The sequence below is a fragment of the Thalassovita mediterranea genome (genome assembly GCA_019448215.1).
In the GTDB taxonomy this organism is placed as follows: domain Bacteria; phylum Pseudomonadota; class Alphaproteobacteria; order Caulobacterales; family Hyphomonadaceae; genus Henriciella.
This window is the reverse complement of record CP080408.1, coordinates 2,922,196-2,946,608: the sequence shown is the minus strand read 5'-3', so window position 1 is coordinate 2,946,608 and position 24,413 is coordinate 2,922,196. Positions and strand designations below refer to the sequence as shown.

General features: G+C 60.5%; 20 protein-coding genes. 9 read left to right on the top strand and 11 right to left on the bottom strand.

Going from position 1 to position 24,413, the window contains the following annotated elements:
- From KUV46_14400 to KUV46_14380, 5 genes are all read right to left on the bottom strand, one after another.
- The gene (locus tag KUV46_14400; GenBank protein QYJ00507.1) at positions 1-750 is read right to left on the bottom strand and encodes a thioredoxin domain-containing protein; all 750 of its coding nucleotides are present in this window, start codon (positions 748-750) and stop codon (positions 1-3) included.
- A gap of 107 nt (positions 751-857) precedes the next feature.
- Positions 858-2,219 carry a M48 family metalloprotease gene (locus KUV46_14395; protein ID QYJ00506.1) on the bottom strand — a complete coding sequence of 454 codons (1,362 nt, stop codon included), beginning with the start codon at positions 2,217-2,219 and terminating at the stop codon, positions 858-860.
- 98 nt (positions 2,220-2,317) lie between these two features.
- Positions 2,318-3,322 (bottom strand): ABC transporter ATP-binding protein, encoded by a 1,005-nt coding sequence (locus tag KUV46_14390; GenBank protein ID QYJ00505.1) that lies wholly within the window; start codon positions 3,320-3,322, stop codon positions 2,318-2,320.
- Positions 3,319-4,941 (bottom strand): iron ABC transporter permease, encoded by a 1,623-nt coding sequence (locus KUV46_14385; protein QYJ00504.1) that lies wholly within the window; start codon positions 4,939-4,941, stop codon positions 3,319-3,321. Before KUV46_14385 ends, KUV46_14390 begins: the two co-directional genes overlap by 4 nt.
- 9 nt (positions 4,942-4,950) lie before the next feature.
- On the bottom strand, positions 4,951-6,054 hold the full coding sequence (locus KUV46_14380; protein ID QYJ00503.1) for an extracellular solute-binding protein: 1,104 nt from the start codon (positions 6,052-6,054) through the stop codon (positions 4,951-4,953).
- 147 nt (positions 6,055-6,201) lie between these two features.
- Between KUV46_14380 and KUV46_14375 the strand changes: the two genes are divergently transcribed.
- Together KUV46_14375 and KUV46_14370 are read left to right on the top strand one after the other, a co-directional pair.
- Positions 6,202-7,284 carry an FAD-dependent oxidoreductase gene (locus tag KUV46_14375; GenBank protein ID QYJ00502.1) on the top strand — a complete coding sequence of 361 codons (1,083 nt, stop codon included), beginning with the start codon at positions 6,202-6,204 and terminating at the stop codon, positions 7,282-7,284.
- Between the two features lie 76 nt (positions 7,285-7,360).
- Complete coding sequence (locus KUV46_14370) at positions 7,361-8,515, top strand: acyl-CoA/acyl-ACP dehydrogenase (protein ID QYJ02420.1); 1,155 nt, start codon at positions 7,361-7,363, stop codon at positions 8,513-8,515.
- On the opposite strand, the gene KUV46_14365 is transcribed toward KUV46_14370, so the two are convergent.
- Positions 8,516-8,950, bottom strand: a complete 435-nt coding sequence (locus tag KUV46_14365) for a PaaI family thioesterase (GenBank protein QYJ00501.1) — start codon at positions 8,948-8,950, stop codon at positions 8,516-8,518.
- Between the two features lie 134 nt (positions 8,951-9,084).
- On the opposite strand from KUV46_14365, the gene KUV46_14360 reads away from it, so the two are divergent.
- The 3 genes from KUV46_14360 to KUV46_14350 are packed head-to-tail and all read left to right on the top strand — an operon-like array spanning position 9,085 to position 11,790.
- Positions 9,085-10,245: an acyl-CoA dehydrogenase family protein gene (locus KUV46_14360; GenBank protein QYJ00500.1), complete on the top strand. Its 1,161-nt coding sequence runs from the start codon at positions 9,085-9,087 to the stop codon at positions 10,243-10,245.
- Between the two features lie 34 nt (positions 10,246-10,279).
- Positions 10,280-11,518: a beta-lactamase family protein gene (locus KUV46_14355; GenBank protein QYJ00499.1), complete on the top strand. Its 1,239-nt coding sequence runs from the start codon at positions 10,280-10,282 to the stop codon at positions 11,516-11,518.
- Positions 11,515-11,790 (top strand): DUF3253 domain-containing protein, encoded by a 276-nt coding sequence (locus tag KUV46_14350; protein ID QYJ00498.1) that lies wholly within the window; start codon positions 11,515-11,517, stop codon positions 11,788-11,790. The genes KUV46_14355 and KUV46_14350 overlap by 4 nt, the downstream gene beginning before the upstream one ends.
- Before the next feature lie 7 nt (positions 11,791-11,797).
- Here the strand turns inward: KUV46_14350 and KUV46_14345 are convergent, their stop codons facing one another.
- Complete coding sequence (locus KUV46_14345) at positions 11,798-12,586, bottom strand: enoyl-CoA hydratase/isomerase (protein QYJ00497.1); 789 nt, start codon at positions 12,584-12,586, stop codon at positions 11,798-11,800.
- Between the two features lie 144 nt (positions 12,587-12,730).
- Between KUV46_14345 and KUV46_14340 the strand changes: the two genes are divergently transcribed.
- Complete coding sequence (locus KUV46_14340; GenBank protein QYJ00496.1) at positions 12,731-14,164, top strand: coniferyl aldehyde dehydrogenase; 1,434 nt, start codon at positions 12,731-12,733, stop codon at positions 14,162-14,164.
- 136 nt (positions 14,165-14,300) lie between these two features.
- Positions 14,301-15,407, top strand: a complete 1,107-nt coding sequence (locus tag KUV46_14335) for a PAS domain S-box protein (protein ID QYJ00495.1) — start codon at positions 14,301-14,303, stop codon at positions 15,405-15,407.
- A 10-nt stretch (positions 15,408-15,417) separates the two neighbouring features.
- Here the strand turns inward: KUV46_14335 and KUV46_14330 are convergent, their stop codons facing one another.
- Positions 15,418-17,058 (bottom strand): DEAD/DEAH box helicase, encoded by a 1,641-nt coding sequence (locus KUV46_14330; GenBank protein QYJ00494.1) that lies wholly within the window; start codon positions 17,056-17,058, stop codon positions 15,418-15,420.
- Between the two features lie 117 nt (positions 17,059-17,175).
- Entirely contained in the window at positions 17,176-17,781 is a 606-nt protein-coding gene (locus KUV46_14325; GenBank protein ID QYJ00493.1) for a superoxide dismutase, read from the bottom strand.
- A gap of 62 nt (positions 17,782-17,843) precedes the next feature.
- Between KUV46_14325 and KUV46_14320 the strand changes: the two genes are divergently transcribed.
- On the top strand, positions 17,844-18,494 hold the full coding sequence (locus KUV46_14320) for a squalene/phytoene synthase family protein (protein QYJ00492.1): 651 nt from the start codon (positions 17,844-17,846) through the stop codon (positions 18,492-18,494).
- Positions 18,495-18,611: 117 nt separating this feature from the next.
- Entirely contained in the window at positions 18,612-21,506 is a 2,895-nt protein-coding gene (locus KUV46_14315) for an insulinase family protein (protein QYJ00491.1), read from the top strand.
- Positions 21,507-21,545: 39 nt separating this feature from the next.
- Here KUV46_14315 and KUV46_14310 read toward each other — a convergent pair whose 3' ends face one another.
- Both KUV46_14310 and KUV46_14305 read right to left on the bottom strand, forming a co-directional pair.
- Positions 21,546-23,192 carry a DHA2 family efflux MFS transporter permease subunit gene (locus KUV46_14310; protein ID QYJ00490.1) on the bottom strand — a complete coding sequence of 549 codons (1,647 nt, stop codon included), beginning with the start codon at positions 23,190-23,192 and terminating at the stop codon, positions 21,546-21,548.
- A complete protein-coding gene (locus KUV46_14305) occupies positions 23,189-24,349 on the bottom strand; it encodes an HlyD family secretion protein (GenBank protein QYJ00489.1) in 1,161 nt (386 codons plus the stop codon). Before KUV46_14305 ends, KUV46_14310 begins: the two co-directional genes overlap by 4 nt.
- Positions 24,350-24,413 lie beyond the last annotated feature (64 nt).

Sequence of the window (24,413 nt, the reverse complement as noted above, 5' to 3'; positions counted from 1 at the left end):
CTAGCTCGCCTGCTCGACGGCGGCGTCCAGCATCTGCGTGACAGCAGCCCGGTTCGCACCTGAAACAAGCTGGTCGCCAACAAGGAAGGCCGGCGTGCCGTCAATGCCGACCCTGCGGGCGAGCATCTTGTTATCTGCGACGACTTTCTGAAGACGGACCGAGCCCATGTCAGCGCGCATGCGTGCGATGTCGACGCCAGCGCGCTCTGCGGCGGCATCGATTTCGTCCGGCGTGAAGCCGCTGGAATTGTCGAGCTCCATAAGCTCGCGGTGCATCTCGGCATAGAGGCCCTGCTCACCCGCGGCGAGAGCCGCGAGGGCAGCTTTTTCGCTCTCGGGCGAGAGGATCGGGAATTCCTTGAAGATGACGCGGACCTTGCCGTCATAGGCGTCCGGAATGTCCATCGTCCATTCCATGGAGCGCTTGCAGTAGCCGCAGCGATAGTCGAAGAACTCCACCATGGTCACCGGTGCATCATCAGGGCCGATGGAATAATCAGCTTCGCTCTCATAGAGGTCCGCCGAGGCGGACGCGATTGCCTGGCGGGAGACCTCAGCCTCTTGGGCCTCCGCGCGCTGCTGAAGCTTGATGATGGCCTGCTCGATGATCTCCGGATTTTCCAGAATGTAGTCGCGCACAATCTCTTCGATCTCTTCGCGATTTTGAGGGGTGCCGCTGTCCTGCTGCGCACAGGCCGGGGTGAAGGCGAGGAGGGAGAATGCGGCCAGCGGGGCCAGTTTGAAGGTCATGTCTCGTCCTGTATCGAATCTGTTCGGTGGATGTCGTTACCCGCGATTCATTGAGTTTGTCTCAACACGGCCGCAGACCGGCACCTGACAATCACGTGATCGGCGGACTAGCCGCGGCGACGCCAATAGTCCTGATTCTCTGGCAGGGCAGGGTCTGTGACGTTCCGGATATCGTTGGCGCGGCGCGACTGCGAGGTGCCTTCTTCTAGGTCCTCGATGGCGCGGCGTGCAAAGATATGGGCGCGTGGGTAGTCGCCGATATGGTAGGCGGACTCAGCGGTCGCGAGTTCTGCTTCTGCCCGCCGTCCCTGCTTTTCCAGCGCTGACGCAAGCTGGTTCCACGCAAAGGAATTGTCCGGCTCCTTGATCAATGCATCACGCAAGGCTTCTTCGCCGGCCTCCAGATCCCCTTCCTCACCACGGGCAATGAGAGAGCGGCCATAATTGATCAGGAGAAGCGGGTGCCCTGGCAGGTACTCTAGCGATTTCGCATGTGGCTCCACCGACTCGGCGGCGCGGCCCATCTCGAACAGCGCCTGACCTTTAAGTTCCCAATAATACGGATTCTCCGGAAACTCCTCGAGAAGGGAATCGATTTCGGTGAGCGCGCTCGACATGTCGGATGACTGCATGGAAGCGATTGCGCGGGCGTATCTTGCAGGTTCGCTGTCATCGCCGCGTGGATATTTCTGGTAGACCCGGGCGAGCGGCTCCAGGAAGCCGATCAGCTTGGCCTGCATCAGATCAAACTCGCGGACCGTTTGTGGATCTGGTTCGACATCCATAAGGCCGGTATCTTCAGCCAGTGCCCGCGTTGTCCTGATCCGGTCTGAGGCGAGCGGGTGGGAGCGGAAGTATGGATAGCGGCGCGATTCCGAGAGGACTTCCTGAACGCGGTATTTGTTGAAGAAGTCCACGATGCCACGCGGCGACTGGCCGAGCTGCGCAAGATAGGACACAGCGGCGGCGTCAGCCGTAGCCTCTTCAGCGCGTGTGTGAACGAAGAAGTTGAGCGCAGCAAATTGCTGCGAACTTGCGATCAGCGCTGCGCCTGCATCGCCTGCACCGGCGGCCATTGCGAGCACCCCGAGGCCGATCGAAACAAGTGCTGGACGGCTAGCGACATTGGCCGCGCGCGATCGCGAGATGCTGTGCCCGCACGCGATATGGCAGGTCTCGTGAGCGATCACGCCCTTGATTTGTCCCGGCGTATCAGCGGCTATGAGCAGACCTGTATGAAGGTGAATGCGCTGACCGTTCGCCACGAAGGCGTTCAGGTCGGGATCGTTGATGATGTATAGTCCAACGTCTTCAGGCTTGAGGCCTGCGACTTCCAGGATCGGGTCTGTCCAGTTGCGCAGCGTGGTTTCGATTTCAGCATCGCGGATCAGGCTCTGCGCAGAGGCCGTCATTGCAGCAGCTGCGGTGAGCGCTGCGACAAGCGCGCCCTTCAGAAAATGTGTCGGCATGAAACCTCGCCTCTTATTCAGGGGTGAAGCCTATGGGATGATTACGGCTTTGGCGAGGCCGGTTACCGCAGCTTACTGAAATGTCAGACAGGGACGACCTACTTCGCCGCGAAGACAAACTCAGGCGCGAGGGATACGGCAAGCTTGTCGCCCGCGCTCGGTGTGAAAGGCCCAAGTGCTAGCGCTTGAATGCTCTCTGTCTCAGTGAGCTTGAGTTCAATCTCAATGAGCGAGGAGGTTCTCTGGGCGGCGATGACTTCCAGCATGGCATCGCCAGCCGGGTCGAGACGGACTGCCTCTGGACGCAGGCAATATGTTTCAGCGACTGGCACCTTTGCCTGCCAGTTCTCTGGCAGCGCGCCGCGCCGGACTGACCGAAGAGGGCCGAGCGCGCGGGCAACAGACATGCTGACCGGATTGAGGTAGAGTGCTTCTGGCGTGTCTTCCTGCAGGATTACACCGTCAGACATGACCGCCACACGGTCTGCCGCGCGCATCGCTTCAGAGGCATCATGGGTAACGAGGAGGGCAGGGATGCCTGCTTCGGCCACCGCGGCGAGGGCTGTGCGCCGTACTTCTGATTTTAGTGTGACATCGAGACCGGAAAACGGCTCGTCCATGAGGATTGCCACGGGCTGCGCAGCGAGCGCACGCGCGATGGACACGCGTTGCTGTTCACCGCCAGACAGTTCATGCGGATAAGCTTTTGCCCGGTGGGAGAGGCCAAGGCGATCGAGCCAGTGACGGGCCGTTTCCCGGCGCTTGTCCTTGCTTTGCCGGCTAAGTCCAAATCCTACATTGTCGATGGCGTTGAGGTGCGGAAACAGGGCGAAATCCTGAAAGATCAGTCCGATCTGCCGCTCTTCTGCGGGCATATGTTTGGACAGCGTCGAGACAGGAATATCGCCGTGCAGGATCTCGCCTGCGTCGACCGGCTCAAGACCAGCAAAAAGGCGCAGCAGCGTCGATTTGCCGGCGCCAGACTGGCCGAGCAATGCCGTGATCTTGCCGGGTTGCAGGGTCAGCGACGCATCCTGCACGACCGCACGGCCATCATAGCGGCGGGTGACGCCGCGCGCGTGAATTGGTTGAAGATTGCTCATCCAGCCGCCCTTGATTGACCGGCACGTGTTAGCTGCAATGACAGGAGAACAACAGGGCCAAGTCCCGCTGCGGTGATGAGAAGCGATGGAAGTGTCGCAGCTGCGAGACGCTCATCAGATGCATAGGCAAATGCCTGGACCGCCAGCGTGTCCCAGTTGAATGGACGCAGCATGAGTGTGGCTGGCAACTCCTTCAGCGTCTCGACAAACAGGATGATTGCGGCCGCTGACGCCCCCGACATCGCCACAGGCAGGTCGACACGTACAAGGCGCTGGAACCGGCTTGCGCCGAGGCTGCGCGAGGCATTGCCGAGGCTTGCTGGCGCGCGTGAGAAGGCCGCATTCAGCGGCTCTGCGCCTGCTGCCGTAAAGCGGCTCGCATAGATCCATACAAGGAAGATGAGGGCAGCTGGTCCGGCGACGGAGAAACCTGTCCATGAGAGGATGAAAAGCGCCCCGAGCGCCAGCACGATACCCGGCGCGGCATAGCCAGCGCCTGCTGCAAAGCGGCCGATGAACTGGCTGAAACGGTTCTGACGGGCACCGATCGTGATGGTGAGGGCCAGCACAAATGCTGCCGCAGATCCAGCAAGGGCGAGCGTCAGGGAATTGAGGAATGGCCGGACAATCTGGCCCTGTCCAAGGCCGGTCTCGGCGCTAACCCAGATGAGGCGCGTGACGGGGATTACGAAACTCAGCAGCAGGACAAGCGTGCAGCCCGCCGCCACACTCCAGCCCGCAACCGCACCAAGTTTCTGGCGGCGAGGCGTACGCCAGCGCGTGGCCGTCTGCTGGATGCCGCCGCGCCCACGAGCGATCCGCTCAATGAACTGAAGGCCGAAGGCAATCATGATAAGGAGCACGGCAAGGCGCGCCGCAACCGCAGGCTCACTGAAGCTGTGCCAAGCGCGGAAGATGCCCACGCTGAGCGTCTGGACGCCAAGATAGCTCGCCGCACCGTAGTCGGCAGCCGTTTCCATCAGGGCGAGGGCAAGCCCGGCAAAGATGGCCGGGCGCGCCGCTGGAAGGGCGACCTGCAGGAAAAGCCTGCGCGGCGAGGCCCCTAGGCTACGCGCAGCCTCCATTGTGCAGAGAGACAGATTGGAGAACGCCGCCCGCGCGGTCAGATAGGCATAGGGAAAGAGCGCGCTTGCCATCACAAAGGAGAGGCCTGGAACCGAATAGACACTCGGAAACCAGTAGTCGCGCGCTGACAGGCCAGTCACATCCCGCAGCAGAGATTGGATCGGCCCGGCGACATCCGCCGCATCTGCCCATGCATAGGCGAGCACATAGCCCGGTGCTGCCAGCGGCAGGATGAGCGCCCATTCAAAAAAGCCGCGCCCGGGAAACTCATTCAGGCTGACAAACCATGCCGTTGGCACCGCGAACAACAGGATCAGCGCAGCCGTAAGACCAATCACGGCCAGCGTCGTCATCGTGTAGCCAAGCAGTTGCGTTGACACGATGTGCATCCACGCGTCACCGCCGCCGCCGATTACGCCAGTGAAGATCGCAATCGCGACTGGTGCGCCGATCAGGCTGGCAGCAGCCAGTGTGATCAGCGCGACCGGGTTTAGCCGCGGAAGGTGAAGTGAGGATGCCCGGATGGCCTGCATATCGAAGCGCTAGTTCCAGCCAGCCTCATCATAGATGCGCTGGGCTTCGGACTGGCGCTCACCGAACGTGTCGAGCGGGGTGTCGCTGTCTTCAAAGTCCGGAATGGCGTCGAGGCCCTGTGGCCAGGTCACATCGTCGATGACAGGGATTTCCTTGGTTTCGTCGACAAGACGGTGCTGGCCATTTGAGGACAGAAGGTATTCCACGAACTGGATCGCTTCATCCTTGTTCTGCGCATTCGCAGCCATGGCGACACCTGTGATGTTCACGTGAATGCCTTCGCCGTCACCGAAGCTCGGGAAGGCAATCTGCGTCGCAGCCGCCGCGTCGCGGGTCGCGTCAGAGCCGCTCTGCGTCATGCGAACCCAGTAATAATGGTTCGTGATGGCAATCGAGCAGAGACCAGCTGCAACCGCTTCGATCTGGTCGGTATCACCGCCCTGCGGCGAGCGCGCCATATTGGCGGTAACGGCGTTCGCCCAGTTCTGAGCCTCCTCAGCACCCCACTTCTCGACCATCTCTGCCATCAGCGACAGATTATAGATATTGGTGGAAGAGCGGACGCAGATCTCGCCTTCGAGTGACGGGTCAGCGAGGTCTTGCCATTCGTCGACCTGGTCGGGGCTAATGCGCTCCGGGTCATAGGCGACACCGCGAATACGGCGGGCAAGGCCGACCCACTGGCGGTCCGGCTCAATGAGACGCTCCGGGATGAGGGTCTCAAATTCACCTTCCGGGAGCGGCTGGGTCAGGCCTGCATCCTTGAAGCGCCAGAGGGCGCCCGCATCGGACGCGATGATGAGGTCAGCCGGGCTATTCTCGCCTTCGGCGCGCATCGTTTCCAAGAGCTGGTTCGCCCCGGCCTCGCGATACCGCACACGAATACCCGATTGCTCTTCAAATGCTTCGTACATCAGCTTGTCGGAGTCGTAGTGACGGGCCGAGTAGATGTTCAGCGTGCCATTGCTGCCCGCTTCGACCGTTGCGGCCGCTTCGCTGCTCTCTGCGGTATTCTCAGACACCGCATCCTGATCGGTTGAGGCAGGCGCTGCGCCGCCATCGGAACACGCGACGAGCAGGGCCGTGAAGCTGACGCTCGCAATTGTTTTCATCGTCGTTTTCATAGTGTTGGCTAAAACACAAATGAGAAGCAATCGCAACTAGCGGCCGTCAGCCTGACCGCGATCAAGTCAATCTGTCGCGCTTCATGTGAGGCAAGCTGGTTGAGCGCAGCGGGCGGCTTTGCCTAAAAGCGAGACATGACCGCAGAGCGCGCCACCTCTCAGACGATTGCCATCGCTGGCGCGGGCCTCATTGGCCTCAGTTGCGCGCTTGAGCTGGCTCAGCGCGGGCATGACGTCAAGCTGTTTGATCCAAACCCCGCAGAGATGTCGACCGGCTGGGCGGCCGCCGGGATGATCGCGCCTGCCTATGAGCTGATGCTGCAGGCTGGGCCAGTGGACAAAACCTTCGCAGCCTTCTGTTTCGAGAGTGCCCGGCTTTGGCCGGGTTTCGCGAATGCTATGAAGCAGCACGCAGGAAGCCCTGTCGCGCTTTCAAACGCCCCAACACTGGCGCTGGCCAGAGACGCGAAAGAGCAGACACGCCTCGATGCGCTGGCTAACCTGCTGAGCGAACTCGGGCATGGCTTCCGCCGCATTTCAGCAACCACACTTCAGAACCAGTTCGGGCTCTCACCCATGATCGAGAGCGGCCTGCTGCTCCCCAATGACACCCATGTCGACAATCGCCGCGTGATCAGCGCGCTCCGGCGTTTCTTCGCGGGACAGGGAAAGATCATCTCGTCTGCCGTCACAACGCGTCGTGAGATGGAAGAGCTGGCAGGCGTGCCATTCGACGCGGTCGTCTGGGCACGTGGCACGGCAGAAACCGGTTCAAAGGCCGAAGTGAAGGGGCAGGCCATTGCGCTCAGCCCTGTCCCGGGTCAGCCGTCCAGCGTCCTGCGCTTCGGTGCCCGCTATATCGTGCCCAAAGCCGACCGCACCATCATCGGCGCGACGAGTGAGCCGGACTTCGCAAACAAGGGCATCGACCCGGCCGTCGCCAATATGCTCCACGAGGAAGCCGCGCGCGTACTTCCGCAGCTCGCGAGGGCAGACCGGCTGGAACATTGGGCCGGTTTCCGACCGCTCGGGAAGCAGGAGCGCCCGCTTATCGGCCGAAAAAGTTCAGGCGAATTCATCGCGACCGCCCACTACAGGAATGGCGTGCTTCTCGCGCCTGCGACCGCGAAGCTGATTGCCGATCAGGTCGAAGGCCTTACTTACGAAAGCGCTTATGACGCGTTCGCGCCGGCGCCCGGAAGCGGCGCGACGGCGTGACACTGGTTCAAACGACCGCGCCATGTTTAGACAGGGCGGTTCGAGGAGGAAGAGAGATATGCATTCGATCGGTGAAATGACGGAAGACCAGCTTGCCATCCGGGATGCGGTCGAGAAGACCTGCAGCCAGTTCGGCGAGGATTACTGGGCCAAGACAGACGAGACTGGCGACTGGCCGGAGGAGTTCTGTGACGCCATGGCAAAGGGCGGCTGGCTCGGTGTTGCTTTCCCGGAAGAATATGGCGGTGCGGGATTGGGCCTGACGGAAGCAGCCCTTGTGATGCAGACCGTCACGCGCTCTGGCGCCGGTTATTCAGGCGCCTCTGCCATTCACCTCAACATCTTTGGTCCAAAGCCGCTCGAAAAGTTCGGCACGCCTGAGCAGAAGCAGGAAAACCTGCCGCGTATCATCTCGGGTGAAGAGAAGATGTGTTTTGCCGTGACGGAGCCGAACTCCGGCCTCGACACTTCCAGCCTCGAAACCAGGGCTGAGCGGACGAATACCGGCTACACCATCAATGGCCGCAAGATCTGGACGACGGGCGCGCAGCGCGCTGACAAGATCCTGATCATTGCGCGCACCACGCCAAAGGATCAGGCGTCGAAGCCCTATCTCGGCCTCTCACTCTTCTACACCGACTTTGATCGCGGCAAGATCGACGCCAAGCCAATCCCGAAAATGGGCCGCAAGGCGGTCGAGTGTAACATGCTCTATCTCGATGGCCTCGAAGTGCCGAAAGAGCACCTCATTGGCGAAGAGGGGCAGGGCTTCAAATACCTCCTCCAGGGGCTCAACCCTGAACGCGTGCTCTTTGCGGTGGAATCAGTTGGCCTCGGCTTCGCAGCGCTTGAGCGGGCCACCACCTATGCCAAGGAGCGTGTCGTCTTCGGCCGTCCGATCGGCCAGAACCAGGGCATCCAGCACCCGCTCGCCCAGCGCTGGGCAGAACTGAAAGCCGCAGAGCTTCTCGCCTACAAGGCAGCCGGTCTCTACGATCAGGGCGTCGATTGCGGGGCAGAGGCGAACGCCGCCAAGCTGCTCGGCACTGAAGCAGGCTTCAAGGCGTGTGAGACAGCGGTCCTCAGCCATGGCGGCATGGGCTACGCCAAGGAGTATCACGTCGAACGCTATATGCGCGAAGCCATGCTTGCCCGCATCGCGCCGGTCAGCCGTGAGATGATCCTCAATTTCATCGCAGAACGCGTGCTCGGCCTGCCGAAGAGCTACTGATCAGTCCTGCTTTAGCGGGCGGCGCATGATCGTGCCTGAAAAGTTCAGGCATGCCTTGCCGTCGCCCGTGATCAGGCCCCGCACAAAAGTCAGGTTACGACCGGACCGGAGAACTTCGCCTCGCGCTTCGATGTAAGCGCCTTCGGCCGGGCCCGACAGGAATTCGGACGTAAAGGCGACGGTCACGCCGTATTCGCCTTCGAGCTGTTCGTGCGCGATGGCGAAGAGCGAGAAGTCCGCGAAGGCCATCAGGCAGCCGCCATGTACGACGCCGCCCTTGTTCATATGCTTGCGTTCTGCCCGAAAGGCCGCGACCGGGCCTTTCTCGTCGACGCGGAAATAGAACGGGCCTGCCGTTTCAAACTCGAACGGCTCATCCGGCCAGGTTGACCAGCCTTGGAATTCTCCGGTCTCGCACACTTCTCCGGTTACCATCGATTCCTCCGCTAATTTCTTCTCGACCTGTCCTAAACGCCGCTGAGCCCTGCTGCCAAGCGACGCGGGGCTTGCCCTTCGACAGAACTCCCATCAAAGCCTATGTTGACCGGAAACCGGAAGGGAGAATGAAGATGGCTTTTGATGCCGAAATTCGTCAGGCGCTGATCGACCAAGTACGCCGTTTCGTGAGCGAAAAGTGTATTCCGCTGGAAAACCAGGTCGGTGAAACTGATGAGGTGCCGCAGGAAATCGTCGACGAGATGAAGCAGCTCGGCCTGTTCGGTCTCGCCGTTCCTGAAGAATTCGGCGGACTTGGCCTCGATATGGAAACCGAATGCCTTGTCGCGCTGGAGCTTGGCCGCACCTCTCCGGCTTTCCGCTCTGTCGCGGGCACCAATATCGGTATCGGGTCGCAGGCGCTGGTCCTGTTCGGCACGCCAGAGCAGAAGGACAAATGGCTGCCCGGCATCGCATCCGGTGATCTGATTTCGAGTTTTGCGTTGACGGAACCGGGTGCAGGCTCGGACGCAGGCAGCCTGACGACGAAAGCCATTCGCGACGGTGACCACTATGTTCTCAACGGCACCAAGCGCTACATCACCAATGCGAACAAGGCTGATCTCTTCACGGTCATGGCGCGCACCGCGCCGGATGTTAATGGGCCCAAGGGCGTTTCCGCCTTCGTGGTTGAGCGCAACACGCCAGGCGTCAGCGTAGGCCAGCCAGAGAAGAAGATGGGTCAGCAGGGCGCCCATGTCTGTGACGTGATCTTTGAAGACGCCCGCGTGCCAGTCGAGAATCTGATTGGCGAAGAAGGCGAGGGCTTCAAGGTCGCGATGAGCGTGCTCGACAAAGGCCGCCTGCATATTTCCGCTGTGGCGACGGGGATGTCCGAACGCCTGATCAAGGAAATGGTGACCTATGCGAGCGAGCGTGTGCAGGGCGGCAAGCCGATCATCGATCACCAGCTGATCCAGGCGCTGCTGGCCGACAGTCAGGCTGAGACCTATGCCGCGCGCTGCATGATCCTCGATGCCGCTCGCAAACGCGATGCTGGTGAGAATGTGACCATTCTCGCATCGTCGGCAAAACTGTTTGCAACCGAAGCAAATGGCCGGGTCGCAGACCGCGCCGTTCAGGTCTTCGGCGGGGCTGGTTATATCAGCGATTACGGCATTGAGCGGTTTTACCGTGACGCCCGCATCTTCCGTCTGTACGAAGGCACGAGCCAGATTCAGCAGATCATTATCGCACGAGAGCTGAAACGTGCGGCAATGGCTGACCAACTCTAGGCAGGCCTAAAGGCGCGGGAAGGAAGCGGACAAGATGACAGAGAATGAAGATGGAATTCAGGCGTCGGATGTCGGCCTGAATGAAGAGCGGCTGAAACGGATTCCCGAATTCTTCGCCGACAATTACCTCGACACCGGCAAGCTGCCTTGTGTGGCAACGCTGATTTCGCGCAACGGTCAGATCGTGCACGAAGCCTATCGCGGACGCGATGAGCTTGATGGCGGCGATCCGATCGGGCCGGATACCATTTTCCGCATCTACTCGATGACCAAGCCGATCACATCGGTTGCAGCCATGATGCTCTTCGAAGAGAGCAAGCTCCGCCTCGATCATCCGGTGCACAATTACATTCCCGAGTTTGCCGACACCGAAATGTGGGTGAAGGGGACGGTCGACGATTATGAGACCCGCAAACCCCTCCGCCCGATGGAGATACGTGACCTCTTTACGCACACATCAGGGCTGACCTACGGCTTCCTGATGCAGCATGAGGTCGACGCCCTCTATCGGCGTGAGAAGATTGCACGCCCTGATGAGAGCCTCGAAGAAATGTGCAAGCGGCTGGCAAAGCTGCCGCTTCTCTTCTCGCCCGGCACGCGCTGGAACTATAGCCATTCCACCGACGTGCTCGGCCGCGTCGTCGAAGTTGCGTCAGGAATGAAGCTGGACGAGTTCTTCCGTGAGCGGATCTTCGAGCCGCTCGGCATGGTCGATACCGACTTCTTCGTGCCGAAGGAGAAGATCCATCGTCTCATGGCCTGCTACTCACGCGACCCGCAGACCGGCAAGATCAGCGAGAGCGATGGCAAAGGGGAGGCCTCACGTGCCTACCGCCATCAGCCGCCGCTTCTCAATGCTGGCGGCGGACTTGTCTCCACGCTGCGGGACTATCACAAGTTCTGCCTGATGCTGCTACATGGCGGCGCGCTTCACGGCACGCGCCTGCTCAGCCCCAAGACGGTTGAGTTCATGCGCATGAACCACCTGCCGGACAATCGCACGATCAAGCAGATGGGTGACAAGACCTTCTCTGAGGCGCGCATGGAAGGAAATGGCTTCGGCCTGGGTGGCAGCACGATCGTCAATGTCGCCGATTCCATGCAGCCCGGCTCGATCGGCACGTTCAGCTGGGGCGGTCTCGCCAACACCTTCTTCTGGATCGACTATGAAGAAGAGATGATCGCGATCCAGGCGACGCAGATGATCCCGTCAGGTTGCTATCCGCTTCGTCCGCAGTTCCAGCAACTCGCTTACGCAGCCATCGAGTGGTGAGCGAGGACGACCGCAAGCGTCGCCAGAAGGCTTCACTCGATGAGCTGATCGTCGAACTCGTGTCTGAGCGCGGCGCAGAAAAGACGGTCTGTCCGTCTGAAGTTGCCCGCGCCAAGCGTGACGAGAACTGGCAGCAGCTTATGGGTGAGATCCGCGTGCGCGCGGTGAAGCTTGCCGATGCAGGTCAGATCGCGATCTACAGAAAAGGAAAGCCGGTAGACCCCCACGATTTCAAGGGGGTCTACCGGCTCGGTCTTCCGGGTACGGAATAGTGCGCGCTTAGGCTTTCTTGAAGTCTGCCGGGCGCTTTTCGAGGAATGCTTTCACGCCCTCTGCAAAGTCCGGTGAGCGGCCAGCCGTGCGCTGTGCAAAGCGTTCGGCCTGAAGCTGGGCGTCGAAGTCATTGTCTTCGGCCTGCCAGATCAGGTCACGGATCAGGGCCAGCGCCGTGGTCGGGCCATCTGACAGCTGCTTGGCATATTTCTTGGCTTCGTCGAGCAGGGTGTCATCCGAAACGACACGGTTGACGAGCCCCCATTCGAGCGCTTGAGCGGCAGGTATCTTCTCGCCGAACAGGGTCATTTCCATGGCGCGGGCACGGCCAATCGCGCGGGTGAGGAGATAGGTCGAGCCACCATCCGGTACGAGGCCGATGCGGCGGAAGGCCTGAAGGAAATAGGCGCTCTCTGCCGCGACAATGAAGTCGCCTGCCAGAGCTATGGAGCAGCCAACGCCAGCCGCCGCGCCATTCACAGCTGTGATGACTGGGTGGGGATGGGTGCGGATCGCCTTGATGAAGGGATTGTACAGCCGGTCCAGTTCACGGCCCGCATCCGGCTTACGCTCGGACTTTGCGCCGCCCATATTGCCGGAAAGGTTCGCGCCAGAGCAGAAGCCCCGACCATTGGCGGTGATGATCGTGCAGCGCGCAGCATCACCGGCTTTTTCCAGCGCCAGGCTCATCTCGTCGACAGTGTCGACACCGGCGGCATTCATCGTCTTCGGATCGTTGAACGCGATGATCGCGATATCGTCCTGGACCTCGTAAGTGATCTTCTCAAAGCTCATCGCAGCTCTTCCTCCTCCTGTGAGATTTGACGGCGACTGTAGCGTGCTGTGAGGACCGCAAAAACCGTGACGCCGGGGCAATCTTTGGATTGGGCGCCAGTTCCGGTACACTGCGCTCTAATCATATGGGTCTAGGAGGAAATCATGGCACTTGAAGGCGGACCAGGCGAGCTCGGTACAATCCTCGCAAAACAGAAAGCTGCGCATTTGCGCGATGGCATTCCCTCTGTCGAAAAGCGGATTGACTGGCTGGATCGTTCAATCGATCTCCTCGCGACCCATGGCGACAAGCTGAACGAAGCGATGCGCGAAGATTTTGGCCATCGTTCCGTCGATCAGTCCAACTTCACCGATATTGCAGGCTCCATCGGCGCGCTCAAGCATGCCAAGAAGCATGTCAAATCATGGATGAAGCCAGAGAAGCGCTCGACCGATTTCCCGCTCGGCCTCTTCGGTGCCAAGGCGCGTATCCAGTACCAGCCAAAAGGCGTGATCGGCGTTATCAGCCCCTGGAACTTCCCGGTGAACCTCACCTTCACGCCGCTTGCTGGCGTGTTCGCGGCTGGCAACCGCACCATGATCAAGCCGTCTGAATTCACAGAGCGCACATCCGAGCTGATGAAGCAGCTCCTTGCAGAGTATTATTCAGAAGAGGAGGTTGCTGTCGTGACCGGTGGGCCAGATGTCGGCGCGGCCTTCTCGAAGCTCGCCTTCGACCATCTCCTTTTCACCGGCGCGACCTCGATCGCTTACCACGTCATGCGCGCGGCGGCCGATAACCTCGTGCCTCTGACGCTTGAGCTGGGCGGCAAGTCGCCGGTCATCCTTGGCGAATCGGCAGACCTCGAAAAAGCTGCCAAGCGCATCATGGCGGGCAAGACGCTCAATGCCGGCCAGATCTGCCTCGCGCCGGACTATGCCTTTGTGCCGAAGGACAAGACGCAGGACTTCATCAAGGCCGCCAGCGCCTCTGTTGAAAGCATGTTCCCATCCGGCCTCAAGGATAATGATGACTACACCTCCGTCATCAACCAGCGGCATTTTGAGCGTCTCAACAGCTATATCGACGATGCGCGTTCCAAGGGCGCAGAAGTCATTGATCTCAACCCGAAGCAGGAAGACCTCACCCAGCAGCCGCATCATAAGATTGCGCCGACAATCATCGTCGACCCGACGGACGACATGAAGGTTATGCAGGATGAAATCTTTGGCCCGATCCTGCCGATCAAGACCTATGGCTCTACCCAGGAAGCCGTGGACTATATCAACGCCCATCCACGCCCGCTTGGCCTTTACTATTTCGGCCAGGACGCAGATGAGCGCGAGCACGTCCTGAACAACACGACTTCAGGCGGCGTCACCGTGAATGACGTGATCTTCCACGTCGCGCAGGAAGACCTGCCATTTGGCGGCGTCGGTCCGTCCGGCATGGGCAGCTATCACGGCGTCGATGGCTTCCGCGAGTTCAGCCATCGCAAGTCCGTCTACACACAGGTTGGCGCGGACCTGATGGCAATTGCGCGCCCGCCTTATGGCGAAAAGTATCGCAAACTAGTCGCTGGACGCCTCAAAAAATAGGTGGAGCGTGAACTGTGCGCAGAGATGGGCCGGAACGATAGTTTTGGCCCTTTTTTGCGCGCACAGGTAGTTTCACTATTTTAATTTCCGCTGGATGCTGTTCTATCTCACGGCACTGGCATAAGGATTCCGCCGCTTGGAGAACAATCGAGAGAAAATCCAGCTCGCCGTGCTCGATCAACTCGGAGAGGGCATCATCCTTGCCGACAGGGATGGCAAGATCGTTACGGTCAATCGCGCTGCCGAAGTCATTCATGGACGTAGCAAGCTGGATGTTGAGCCCGATGACTACAGCGACAGCTACCAGCTACTGACGCTGGACGAGGAGCCTTATCCGCCGGAGAAGCTGCCGCTCACGCTCGCGGTCAAAGAGGCGCGTACCGTAACAGACGCGCCATGGAAGATCCGACGGCCTGACGGTTCCATCGTTATTGCCGTCGGCACCGCACGGCCTGTCTTTGGTAGTGACGGCACGCAGGTCGCCTCTGTGCTCACAATGCGCGATGAGACCGCCCGCTATCACGCCGAGCACAAGCTCAAGGAAGCGCTCGAAGTCAAGGAAACGCTGCTCTACGAGGTGAACCACCGCGTCAGGAACAGCCTGCAGGTCGTCTCTTCGCTCGTTGCCATGCACATGCGCACGGTTGAGGATGCAGACGCGCGCGAGGCGCTGGATGCCGCGCGCCGCCGGATCGACGTGATCACAGCCACGCACCGCAGCCTCTATGAGCTCGGCACTCATGACTGGGTGGACTGTTCCTACCTTCTGCCAGACCTTTGCAAGCAGATTGTCGATACCTTCTCTGCCAAGCAGAACATCGTCCTGAAGACCCGCAAGACAGGTGTCGTCGTGCTCGCAGTGAGCCAGGCCGTCTCGCTCTGTCTCGCGGTCACCGAACTCATGATCAATGCCTGCAAGTACGCCTTCAAGGGGCGTGCAGCGGGGCGCATCAACCTCGTCATGGAATGTTGCGATGATGACCGGGTAACGGTCAGCGTGTCTGATGACGGCGTGGGTATCGAGGAAACAGATGCCGAGGGCCGCAAGGGCATCGGCTCGATGATCGTGTCCAGCCTGACCCATAGTCTCGATGCGACGGTGGAGCGCGAAACTGGTCCGCTCGGCACGACATTCACGATCAGCTTTGTGCGCGCGGAAGAGGGCAATCGCTCTGCGCTCGGCCTTCCGGCGTCACCGCAGAACGATCCCCTCGATCACTGGCAGAAAAACCGACTGGCCTGACGCTTATGCGCTAGCGCTTCAGGAAGTCCGGAATATCGTCCCCGAAGCCGCGGACGCCGTCAGAGGCAGGCTGCAGCTTTTCGGACTTGTCCGATTTGTTCGAACGCCCGCCGCGCGATGATGATCTGGAATTGCGAGGTTTTGCGTCCTTTGCAGGCCGCTCATCCTTGCGCTCTTCCTTCTTCGAGCTCTTCTTCTCGGGCGCGTCATTGCTCTTGGCTTCCTGCTTTTCGGGCGCAGCCTCTTCGGACTGGGCCTTGTCGCCGCCGCGCGAGCGTCCGCGGCCACCGCTGCTGCGGCCACCGCGACCACCGCCGCCATCTCGGCTTCTGCCACGTCCGCGGCCGCGTCCACGCCCGCCCGTATCTTCAGGCAGGTTCTCGATCTCTTCGGCGAGGCCGGGCAGGTCGAGGTCTTTTACTTCCTGCTCGATCAGCTTCAGCACGCCTTCCCAGGACTTTTCGTCCTCTGGCGTCACAATCGTCACACTCTCGCCGGTACGCCCGGCGCGGCCGGTACGACCTATACGGTGGACATAGTCCTCATCCTTCGGCGGCGGGGCATAGTTAAAGACGTGGCTCACATCCGGCACGTCGAGCCCGCGTGCGGCAACGTCCGAAGCAACCAGCAGCTTTAGGTCGCCGTCGCGGAAACGGTCCAGCGTCTGGGTGCGGTAAGCTTGCGGCAGGTCGCCGTGAATGGCAGCCGCGTCGAAGCCGTGCTTGTTCAGGGACTTCACCACAATGTCGACATTGCGTTTGCGATTACAGAAGACGATGCCGTTCTTCACCTCGCGCGATTCAATAATGCGGCGCAGCGCCGTGCGCTTTGCCTTGTCGTCATTGCGCGACAGCTTCACCACATACTGTGTGATCGTTTCTGCCGTCTGTGCCTGACGCGCGACCTCGATCTTCATCGGGTCCTTCTGGAAGCGCTGGGCCAGCTTGTTGATCTCTGGCGGCATGGTCGCAGAGAAAAGCAGCGTCTGGCGGCGCGGCGGCAGCAGGCCGCAAATCTTCTCGATGTCAGGAATGAAGCCCATGTCGAGCATGCGGTCGGCTTCGTCGATGACGAGGATTTCAACACCGGTCAGCAGGATCTTGCCGCGCTCGAACTGGTCGATCAGGCGGCCAGGCGTCGCGATCAGAACGTCGACGCCGCGCATCAGCTTCTGTTCCTGCTCCTTGAACGACACACCGCCGATCAGCAGGGCCATCTCAAGCTTCAGGTTCTTGCCATACTTTTCGAAGTTCTCGGCGACCTGTGCGGCCAGCTCACGCGTTGGCGCAAGGATCAGCGTACGCGGCATGCGGGCCCGCGCGCGGCCACGCTCCAGGCGATGGATCATCGGAAGGACGAAAGCAGCCGTCTTGCCCGTACCCGTCTGTGCAATGCCAGTTACGTCGCCGCCAAGGATGACCTGCGGGATGGCCTTCGCCTGGATCGGCGTTGGCGTGTCATAGCCGGCTTCTTCGATGGCTTGCAGGATTTTCGGACCAAGGCCGAGGGCAGCGAAGGTCGTCTTCGGGATTTCGTTTTCGGTATCAGTCAAATTTGTCTCTTTTCCGGAGATTGGATGAATTACGCTCGGGGTGAGAGCCGTCCGTATGACGGCTATGTACCGGGCGCTTATCCTTGCCCGGAAGAACATATGGCGCCGCAATAGCCGAATTTCCGCAGGTGCGAAAGGGTCTGCATGTCGCGCTAAAGAATTGGCCCGCTTCCAGACCGGAAGCGGGCCATTCGAATACTGTCGATTTAAACTCGACTAGCTCGCGTCAGCGAGGTTCTGGTTTGCGAAGTCCCAGTTGACCAGATTTTCCAGGAACGCGTCCATATAGTTCGGGCGCGAGTTCTGGTAGTCGAGGTAGTAGGCGTGCTCCCAGACATCCATGGTCAGAAGCGGCGTAGCGCCGTCTTCGGTCACAGGGGTCTCGGCGTTTGGCGTCTTGCGGATAGCGAGCTTGCCGTCCTTCAGGACCAGCCATGCCCAGCCAGAGCCGAACTGACCGCCGCCCGCTGCCTTGAATTCTTCAGCGAACTTTTCGTAGGAGCCGAAGTCCTCGTCGATCTTCTTGGCGATTGCGCCGGTCGGCTTGCCGCCGCCGCCTGGCTTCATGGAGTGCCAGTAGAAGGTGTGGTTCCAGACCTGCGCGGCGTTGTTGAAAAGGCCGGCCTTGGAGCTGTCGCCAGAGGCATCCTTGATGATCTTCTCAAGCGGTGCGTTGGCATGGTCAGTGCTTTCGATCAGCTTGTTGAGGTTGTTCACATAGGCCTGATGGTGCTTGCCATAGTGAAAGTTGAGGGTCTCTTCGGACACGTGCGGCGAAAGCGCATCGCGGGAATAGGGAAGAGGCGGAAGATCAAATGCCATGAGGTCACTCCTTGCTGTATTGCTGCCTTTTATAAAGGCGTTTGCCCACAGATATGGTTGCCATGACGATTAGTTCCACCCCGCCGGCCCCTGAAATATGGGCAAATATCGATAGAAGACTGCGAACAGGCGACGAGGATCGCTGGCTTTCATCCCGCTATGCGCAGGCTGAGGCGCGCAACGATTTGATCGCGCTTTATGCTTTCTGTTGGGAGCTTGCGCGGGTCCGCCTCATTGTGACCGAGCCAACACTCGGCGCCATTCGCTTTCAATGGTGGCGTGACGCCTTGACAGAGCTTGAAGAGGGGCGCCCGCCGCGCGCCCATGATGTGGTGTCAGTGGTCGCGGTCATGCTGAATCGCGCCACCCTGAAGACGACTGATCTAATGTCGATCATCGAAGGATACGAGACAGCCTTCGAGCAGAAGGACCGCGCCCTTGAGCCGGAAGCCGCAATCGCCCGGTGTGCGGCGCGCATTGTTGCGCCTTCGGAGGACCTTGGCGCTGACATTGAAACGCTCGCACACCAATTTGCTGCGGCGCGCCGGGGTGAGACAGTGGCTTCGCCAGCGCCCATCATGCGCTTGGCGTCTGCTGTCCTGCCAGCGCTTGCCCATTTTCGCCTGCGTAAGCTCTATGCCCGTGACGCCACCCCGCGCCCGTTGTCAAAGCGGCTCAGCGTGTTGCGAGCCGTACTCTCCGGGAAAGTCTAGACATATCCAGCTTGGCGCGTGACATCGAAAATCAATAAAGCTACAGTCCTTTGATCGGCCCTTCTTCGGCCACGCGCTGCACGCTACGGCGCATCAAACTCGATCAAAGGAAATGTCATGAAGCTCAGGGCCTGCACAGCGCTTGCAACCATTCTCACTCTGGCTATCGCGCCTGCGACCGTCGCCGCGCAGCAAGCCGGACCTGCCGAGGCGCAGACCAGCGTCGCAGAAGAGGTCGCCGCAGCACCTGAGTTTGAAATCGCGTTTGAGAAATTCACGCTGGAAAACGGCCTCGAAGTCATCCTGCAGGTCGACAGGTCTGACCCGATCGTCGCCTTCTCCACCGTTGTCCATGTTGGCTCCAACCGTGAGCGTCCGGGCCGGACAGGCTTTGCGCACTTCTTTGAGCATATGGCGTTCAACGATTCCGAAAACGTGCCGCGCGGCTGGAACCGCAAGGCCATCCCCGATTGGGGCGGCAGCCGCAATGGTGGCACCTGGTCAGACGGCACAATCTATTATGAAGTCGTCCCGAAAGATGCCGTCGACAAGATCCTCTGGATCGACTCCGACCGGCTTGGCTACATGATCAATACGGTGACCGAAGCGGCGCTCGAGCGTGAGAAGCAGGTCGTCAAGAATGAGAAGCGCGAGCGGGTCGACAACCAGCCATATGGCTACACGCAGGAAGTCATCCGCAAGGCGCTTTACCCGGAAGGCCACCCTTACAGCTGGACCGTCATCGGCCAGCTGCCGGACCTGCAAGCCGCGACGCTGGATGACCTGAAGGAATTCTACACCGAATATTACGGGGCAGGGAATGCGACGCTCGCCATTGTTGGCGACATCGACATCGAAGAGATGAAAGAGAAGGTCCAGCGCTGGTTTGGCGAAATTCGCCGCGGGCCAGACGTTGAACCGCTCACGCCGATGCCTGTCTCGCTGGAAGAGACGAAGTCCTTCTGGTTCGAGGACAATTTCGCGACGCTGCCAGAACTTCGCCTGACCTTCCCGACAGTCGCCTCCTATGACGAAGACGAGCAGGCACTCAACGTCCTTGCTCGTCTGATCGCAGGCACCAAGAACTCGCCGCTCTACCGTGAGATCGTCGAGGAGCAGGCGCTCGCCCCGGACGTGTCGGCCTACAATAACAGCATGGAGCTCGCTGGAGAGTTTGTGTTCCGTGTACGTGCAAAGTCCGGAACGGATCTTGATGCTGTGAAGGCTGCCCTCGATGCCGCGCTCGCCGACTTCGAAGAAAACGGCGTCAATGAGCTTGACCTGCAGCGCATCAAGGCCGAGCAGGAAACAATTCTGTATAATGAGCTTTCGACCGTTCTTGGCAAAGCCAACCAGCTCGCCACCGATAATGAGTTCGCAGGCGACCCGGCCAACTCCATCCGCACGGCTGAGCTGCTTAGAGCCGTAACGGCTGAAGACGTGATGCGGGTCTATGAGACCTACATCAAGGACAAGCCATCCATCATCACCAGCTTCGTGCCGCAGGGCGAAACGGCTCTCGCGCTGGAAGGCGCTGAACAGGCCGAAGTCTGGATCGAGAATGTCCGCTCAGATGTCGCCAGCGAGGAAGTCTCGCAAGGCGAAGAAGCTGACTACGAAGAGACGCCGAGCCAGTATGACCGCTCTGAGCCACCTTTTGGTGAGCTTCCACTGATCGAGATGCCCGAAGTCTGGCAGGCATCTCTGGGCAAAGGCGCAGAGCTTTTCGGCATCGCGAATGATGAGCTGCCGCTGGTCACGTTCGATATTGTGTTCGACGCGGGTTCCTGGCTCGATCCGCAGGACAAGGTTGGCACGGCAAATCTCGTCGCTGAAATGCTGAACGAGGGCACGGCCACCAAGACGCCAGCCGAACTGGAGCAAGCCATCGGTCTGCTTGGTTCCGGTGTCAGCATCAGCGCTGGCGCGACCAGCGTCACGATCAGCGCCACTTCGCTTGCCCGCAACTTCGAGGAGACGCTCGCGCTCATCGAGGAAATGATCTCCGCCCCGCGCTGGGCTGAAGAAGACTTCGAGCGTGAGAAGTCTGCGGCCCTCACGACCATCCGCGACCGGCAGGCCAATCCGCAATACATCGCCGCTGGCGCTTTCGCCCAGCTGATCTATGGCGCGGACCATCCTCAAGGCCGCTTCAGCATCGGCACAGAAGAGAGCGTCAGCGCAATCGAGCTCGATGATCTCAAATCCTACTTCGACCAGATGCTGGCGAGCGACGTGCGTATGCATATTGCGGGCGATGTCTCACAGGCCCGCGCCGAATCCGCCTTTGCGGGCGTAGCTGAGCTTCTCTCCGATGACGACATTGCGCGGCCAGACTATGAAGTCGCCGAACAGGATGATGAAGGCAAAGTCTACTTCATCGACGTGCCGGGCTCGAAACAAAGTGTACTGAATATCGGTAAGCTGATCGTCCCGACGACTGATCCTGACTACAAGCCTATCGACTTCGCCAATGAGAAACTCGGCGGTGGCATCAGCGGTGACCTGGCCCAGGTCTTGCGCATTGAGAAGGGCTACACATACGGCGCCTATTCCTATCTCAGCGACGGAACCGAGCCGCAGACCTTCAGGATCGGCACAAGCGTTCGCGCCAATGCGACGGGGGCGTCGCTCGATGTGATCCGCGAGATGCTGCAGGATTACGGCCCGAGCTTTGACGATGACGCGGTGGAGCTTACCCGTCAGAAGGTCGTGAAGGCGAACACGCGCGCTTTTGAGAGCCTCAATGCCAAGCTCGGCATCCTGCATGAAATCAGTGAATATGACCGCCCGGTCGACTTCGTGGAACAGGAACAGCAGGCGCTCCTCTCCATGCCGCTGGAAGAGTATCAGCGCGTGATCAGCGCATATCTCGCAGAGCCTCAGATGACCTGGGTCATCGTCGGCGATGGCGAGACGCAGCTTGAGCCTGTGACCGAATTCGCGGGCGGGGAGGTCACCGTCCTCGATATTCACGGCCAGCCTGTCGAACAGGCTGCCGCAGACGAATAAATTTGGTGCGCGCCGGACGCCCAGCCGGGCCCGGCGCGCCTATCTCGCCTGCGATGGGTCGAGCTTCGGCTTCGGCATCAGGGCCAGAAAGCCAAGCACGATGACGAACCAGATACCGATGACGAGGAAGCAGTCCCGGAAAGCGTAGACGGCGGCCTCATTCGAGATCTGACGCCCGAGCTCTCCGAACGCAGAATGAAACGCGGGCAGTTGCGGCATGCCGCTCCGCTCCAGCTCGCGCGCGATCTGGACATGCGTGTAAGAAAGCTGCGCGTTCGCTTCATTGACGCCGGAGGCCAGATGCTCGCCATGAAAGATGAGCCGCCTCTGCAGCAGGATGGCAAGCAGATTGACGCCGAACGCCCCACCAATCTGCATAAGGAAGGAAGCGCCGCCTGTGGCGGACGCCAGTAAGGGCGGCGGCACGGCGCGCACCGCTGTCGTGTTGGCGGGCGGCATGCAGAAGCTGATGCCAACGCGGCTGAGGACGATCCAGAAGACCAGCGTCCAGTAAGGCGTCATCGCCGTCACATGCGACAGCAGGAAGGCCGAAGTCCCGAACGAGATTATGCCAAAGGCGAGCAGCCAACGCACATCCACCTTGTCGGTCAATCGCCCCGCAATTGGAAAACCGATCACCATGGCAAGCCCTGCCGGGATCATCATCACGCCTGCTGCCGTCGGCGAATAATGCTGCACCAGCTGCACAAAGAGCGGGATCATATATGTCGATCCGTAGATCGCGATGCCGGTCGCCGAGATGACAAGCCCTGCCGACCAGAACTGGCGATAGCTGAAGATCTTCGGGTTCAGCGCAGGGAAGGGATGTCGCCGCTCCCAGAAATAAAAGGCGATCCCGGCGATGAAGCCGACCGAAAACTTTATGAGCGAGATGTCCGAATCCCAGCCATCACGATTGCCGCCCGCAAAGCCGGACAGGAAGGATACCGCCGAGACACTGAGAAGGATGAGGCCCTGCCAGTCGAGCGGGCGCTTTTCTGCCTGCTGCGCCGGGTCGGCCTTGGGCATCAGCAGGGGCGCTGCCGCCAGTGCCAGAAGGGCGAGCGGCACCGTCGCGACAAAGACGAGCCGCCAGCTCGACAGGTCTACCGCGACCCCGCCTAGCGCCGGGCCAAAGGCGGGCGCTAGTACGACACCGATCGAGAAGATGCCGATCGCCGTCCCGCGCTGCTTGTCTGGGAAAGTCTGGAAGATCAGGAACATCGACATGGGTTGCAGCAGCCCCGCTGCCATGCCCTGCATCGCGCGCGCCACGATGAGGAGTGCCAACGTGTTGCTAACCGCGCCGAGCAGGGAGCCCGCGACGAACATCAGCATACCGAATATGTAGGTTGCCCGTGGTCCGTATGCGGACATCGCCCATGCATTGGCGAGCATCGCGATCGTGGACGAAGCAAGAAACGCCGTCGACATCCATTGCGCCTGATCCTGTCCAAGGCCGAAGGCGCCGATAATGGCGGGCAGTGCAACATTGATCGTTGTCGCCGCCAGTAGCGTCGACATGGACCCGATCAGCATGGAGAAAAGCAGGAGCCAGCGATAGGACGCGCCAAACTGGGCAAACCGCTCGCGGATCGCACTATTGGCAAGCGGTGGAATGTCAGCGGGCAGGGGCAGCGGCGCGCGAAATCTGCCCGGCCGCGGCGTTCCTGACGTGACGCTCACCCCGCATCCCCGACTTGCGTTTTCTCGATCCTCACGGTCGCCATCGTACCGGGGCGTAGCGGCACGCCCGCAGCCTCTAGGTCGATGCGCACTGAAATGCGCTGCGTGATCTTGGTGAAGACGCCATTCGCGTTCGGGTTCGGCATCAGGGCCGCTTCAGCCAATGTCGAATCATTGATCGCCGTCACGCGGCCCTCGAATTCGCGGCCCGGATAGCTGTCGATCTTCACGGCCACCGGCGCGCCGGGCTGGACGTGCCTGATCTCGGTTTCCTTGATATTCGCCGACACCCATGCCGCATCAGGGTTGTGTACCAGCGCCATGCGGAAGCCGCGCAGGGAATGCTCGCCGACATCATAGAAAAGCTCGTCCACCACGCCGTCGATGGGGCTGCGGATCGTGTGCTGGTCAACGACAACTTCCTGCGCCTCAACCCGCGCCTCTGCCTGACGCAGCGCCGCGCGAAGGACTGAAAGGTCGTACTCGATCAGGGCGACTTCCTCGCCTGCAATGCTCGCCGTGCGCTGTTCTGCGAGGGCCCGGTCGGCATCGGCTTCGGCGCGCCTCACCGCCTGCTGCGCCGTGTCGAGTTCATTTTGCGCGCGGTCCAGCGCGGCCTGCGTCACCCGCCCGCGGGCGAACAGGTCTTCGGTGCGGGTGAAGTCGGACTGCGCAGTCTCGAAGTCAGACATGGCGGCGGCCACCGATGCACTGGCTGACAGTGTGCCCGCCCGGCGCGCGGCAACTTCGCTGCCGGCCTTCGATGTCGACAGATTGGCGCGCATTTCCTCGCGCTGGATTTCCGCGCGCAGCCGGTCAGCTTCGGCCTGGTATTGCGCCAGCGCCAGCTCTGCCTCGCGCCGGTCAATCTCGAAAATGACATCGCCTGCCGCGACCCGGTCGCCCTTGCTGACGGCAAGCGTCGTGATTCGCCCGGAAATGTCCGTCGAGACCGCCACCATGTCGGAGGCGATGCGCGCATCGGCTGTCGCCACATAGCGCGCACGCTCACTCAGGAACCGGAACAGGAAGATGGCAGCAAGCGCAACGGCCGCCAGAATCACGGCCAGCCTTATGCGCCGCGCCGTCAGCCATTGCCAACGCCTTGAGAGACCGGACTTTGCGCCGGTTTCAGTGTGTGCGGCCCCGCCATCCATGAGCGTGTAGCCTTCCTGGTTTCCATCCCTGAAAGCTATCTAACGCCAGTTCTGACGATTGTTC

What these genes read in the sequence shown, in the direction of transcription:
- KUV46_14360 (QYJ00500.1), top strand. Translation starts at nt 9,085, where the DNA reads ATGGCTTTTGATGCCGAAATTCGTCAGGCGCTGATCGACCAAGTACGC.
- KUV46_14325 (QYJ00493.1), bottom strand. Translation starts at nt 17,781, where the DNA reads ATGGCATTTGATCTTCCGCCTCTTCCCTATTCCCGCGATGCGCTTTCG.
- KUV46_14395 (QYJ00506.1), bottom strand. Translation starts at nt 2,219, where the DNA reads ATGCCGACACATTTTCTGAAGGGCGCGCTTGTCGCAGCGCTCACCGCA.
- KUV46_14320 (QYJ00492.1), top strand. Translation starts at nt 17,844, where the DNA reads ATGACGATTAGTTCCACCCCGCCGGCCCCTGAAATATGGGCAAATATC.
- KUV46_14400 (QYJ00507.1), bottom strand. Translation starts at nt 750, where the DNA reads ATGACCTTCAAACTGGCCCCGCTGGCCGCATTCTCCCTCCTCGCCTTC.
- KUV46_14380 (QYJ00503.1), bottom strand. Translation starts at nt 6,054, where the DNA reads ATGAAAACAATTGCGAGCGTCAGCTTCACGGCCCTGCTCGTCGCGTGT.
- KUV46_14305 (QYJ00489.1), bottom strand. Translation starts at nt 24,349, where the DNA reads ATGGATGGCGGGGCCGCACACACTGAAACCGGCGCAAAGTCCGGTCTC.
- KUV46_14345 (QYJ00497.1), bottom strand. Translation starts at nt 12,586, where the DNA reads ATGAGCTTTGAGAAGATCACTTACGAGGTCCAGGACGATATCGCGATC.
- KUV46_14385 (QYJ00504.1), bottom strand. Translation starts at nt 4,941, where the DNA reads ATGCAGGCCATCCGGGCATCCTCACTTCACCTTCCGCGGCTAAACCCG.
- KUV46_14390 (QYJ00505.1), bottom strand. Translation starts at nt 3,322, where the DNA reads ATGAGCAATCTTCAACCAATTCACGCGCGCGGCGTCACCCGCCGCTAT.
- KUV46_14375 (QYJ00502.1), top strand. Translation starts at nt 6,202, where the DNA reads ATGACCGCAGAGCGCGCCACCTCTCAGACGATTGCCATCGCTGGCGCG.
- KUV46_14330 (QYJ00494.1), bottom strand. Translation starts at nt 17,058, where the DNA reads ATGTTCTTCCGGGCAAGGATAAGCGCCCGGTACATAGCCGTCATACGG.
- KUV46_14370 (QYJ02420.1), top strand. Translation starts at nt 7,361, where the DNA reads ATGACGGAAGACCAGCTTGCCATCCGGGATGCGGTCGAGAAGACCTGC.
- KUV46_14315 (QYJ00491.1), top strand. Translation starts at nt 18,612, where the DNA reads ATGAAGCTCAGGGCCTGCACAGCGCTTGCAACCATTCTCACTCTGGCT.
- KUV46_14355 (QYJ00499.1), top strand. Translation starts at nt 10,280, where the DNA reads ATGACAGAGAATGAAGATGGAATTCAGGCGTCGGATGTCGGCCTGAAT.
- KUV46_14340 (QYJ00496.1), top strand. Translation starts at nt 12,731, where the DNA reads ATGGCACTTGAAGGCGGACCAGGCGAGCTCGGTACAATCCTCGCAAAA.
- KUV46_14365 (QYJ00501.1), bottom strand. Translation starts at nt 8,950, where the DNA reads ATGGTAACCGGAGAAGTGTGCGAGACCGGAGAATTCCAAGGCTGGTCA.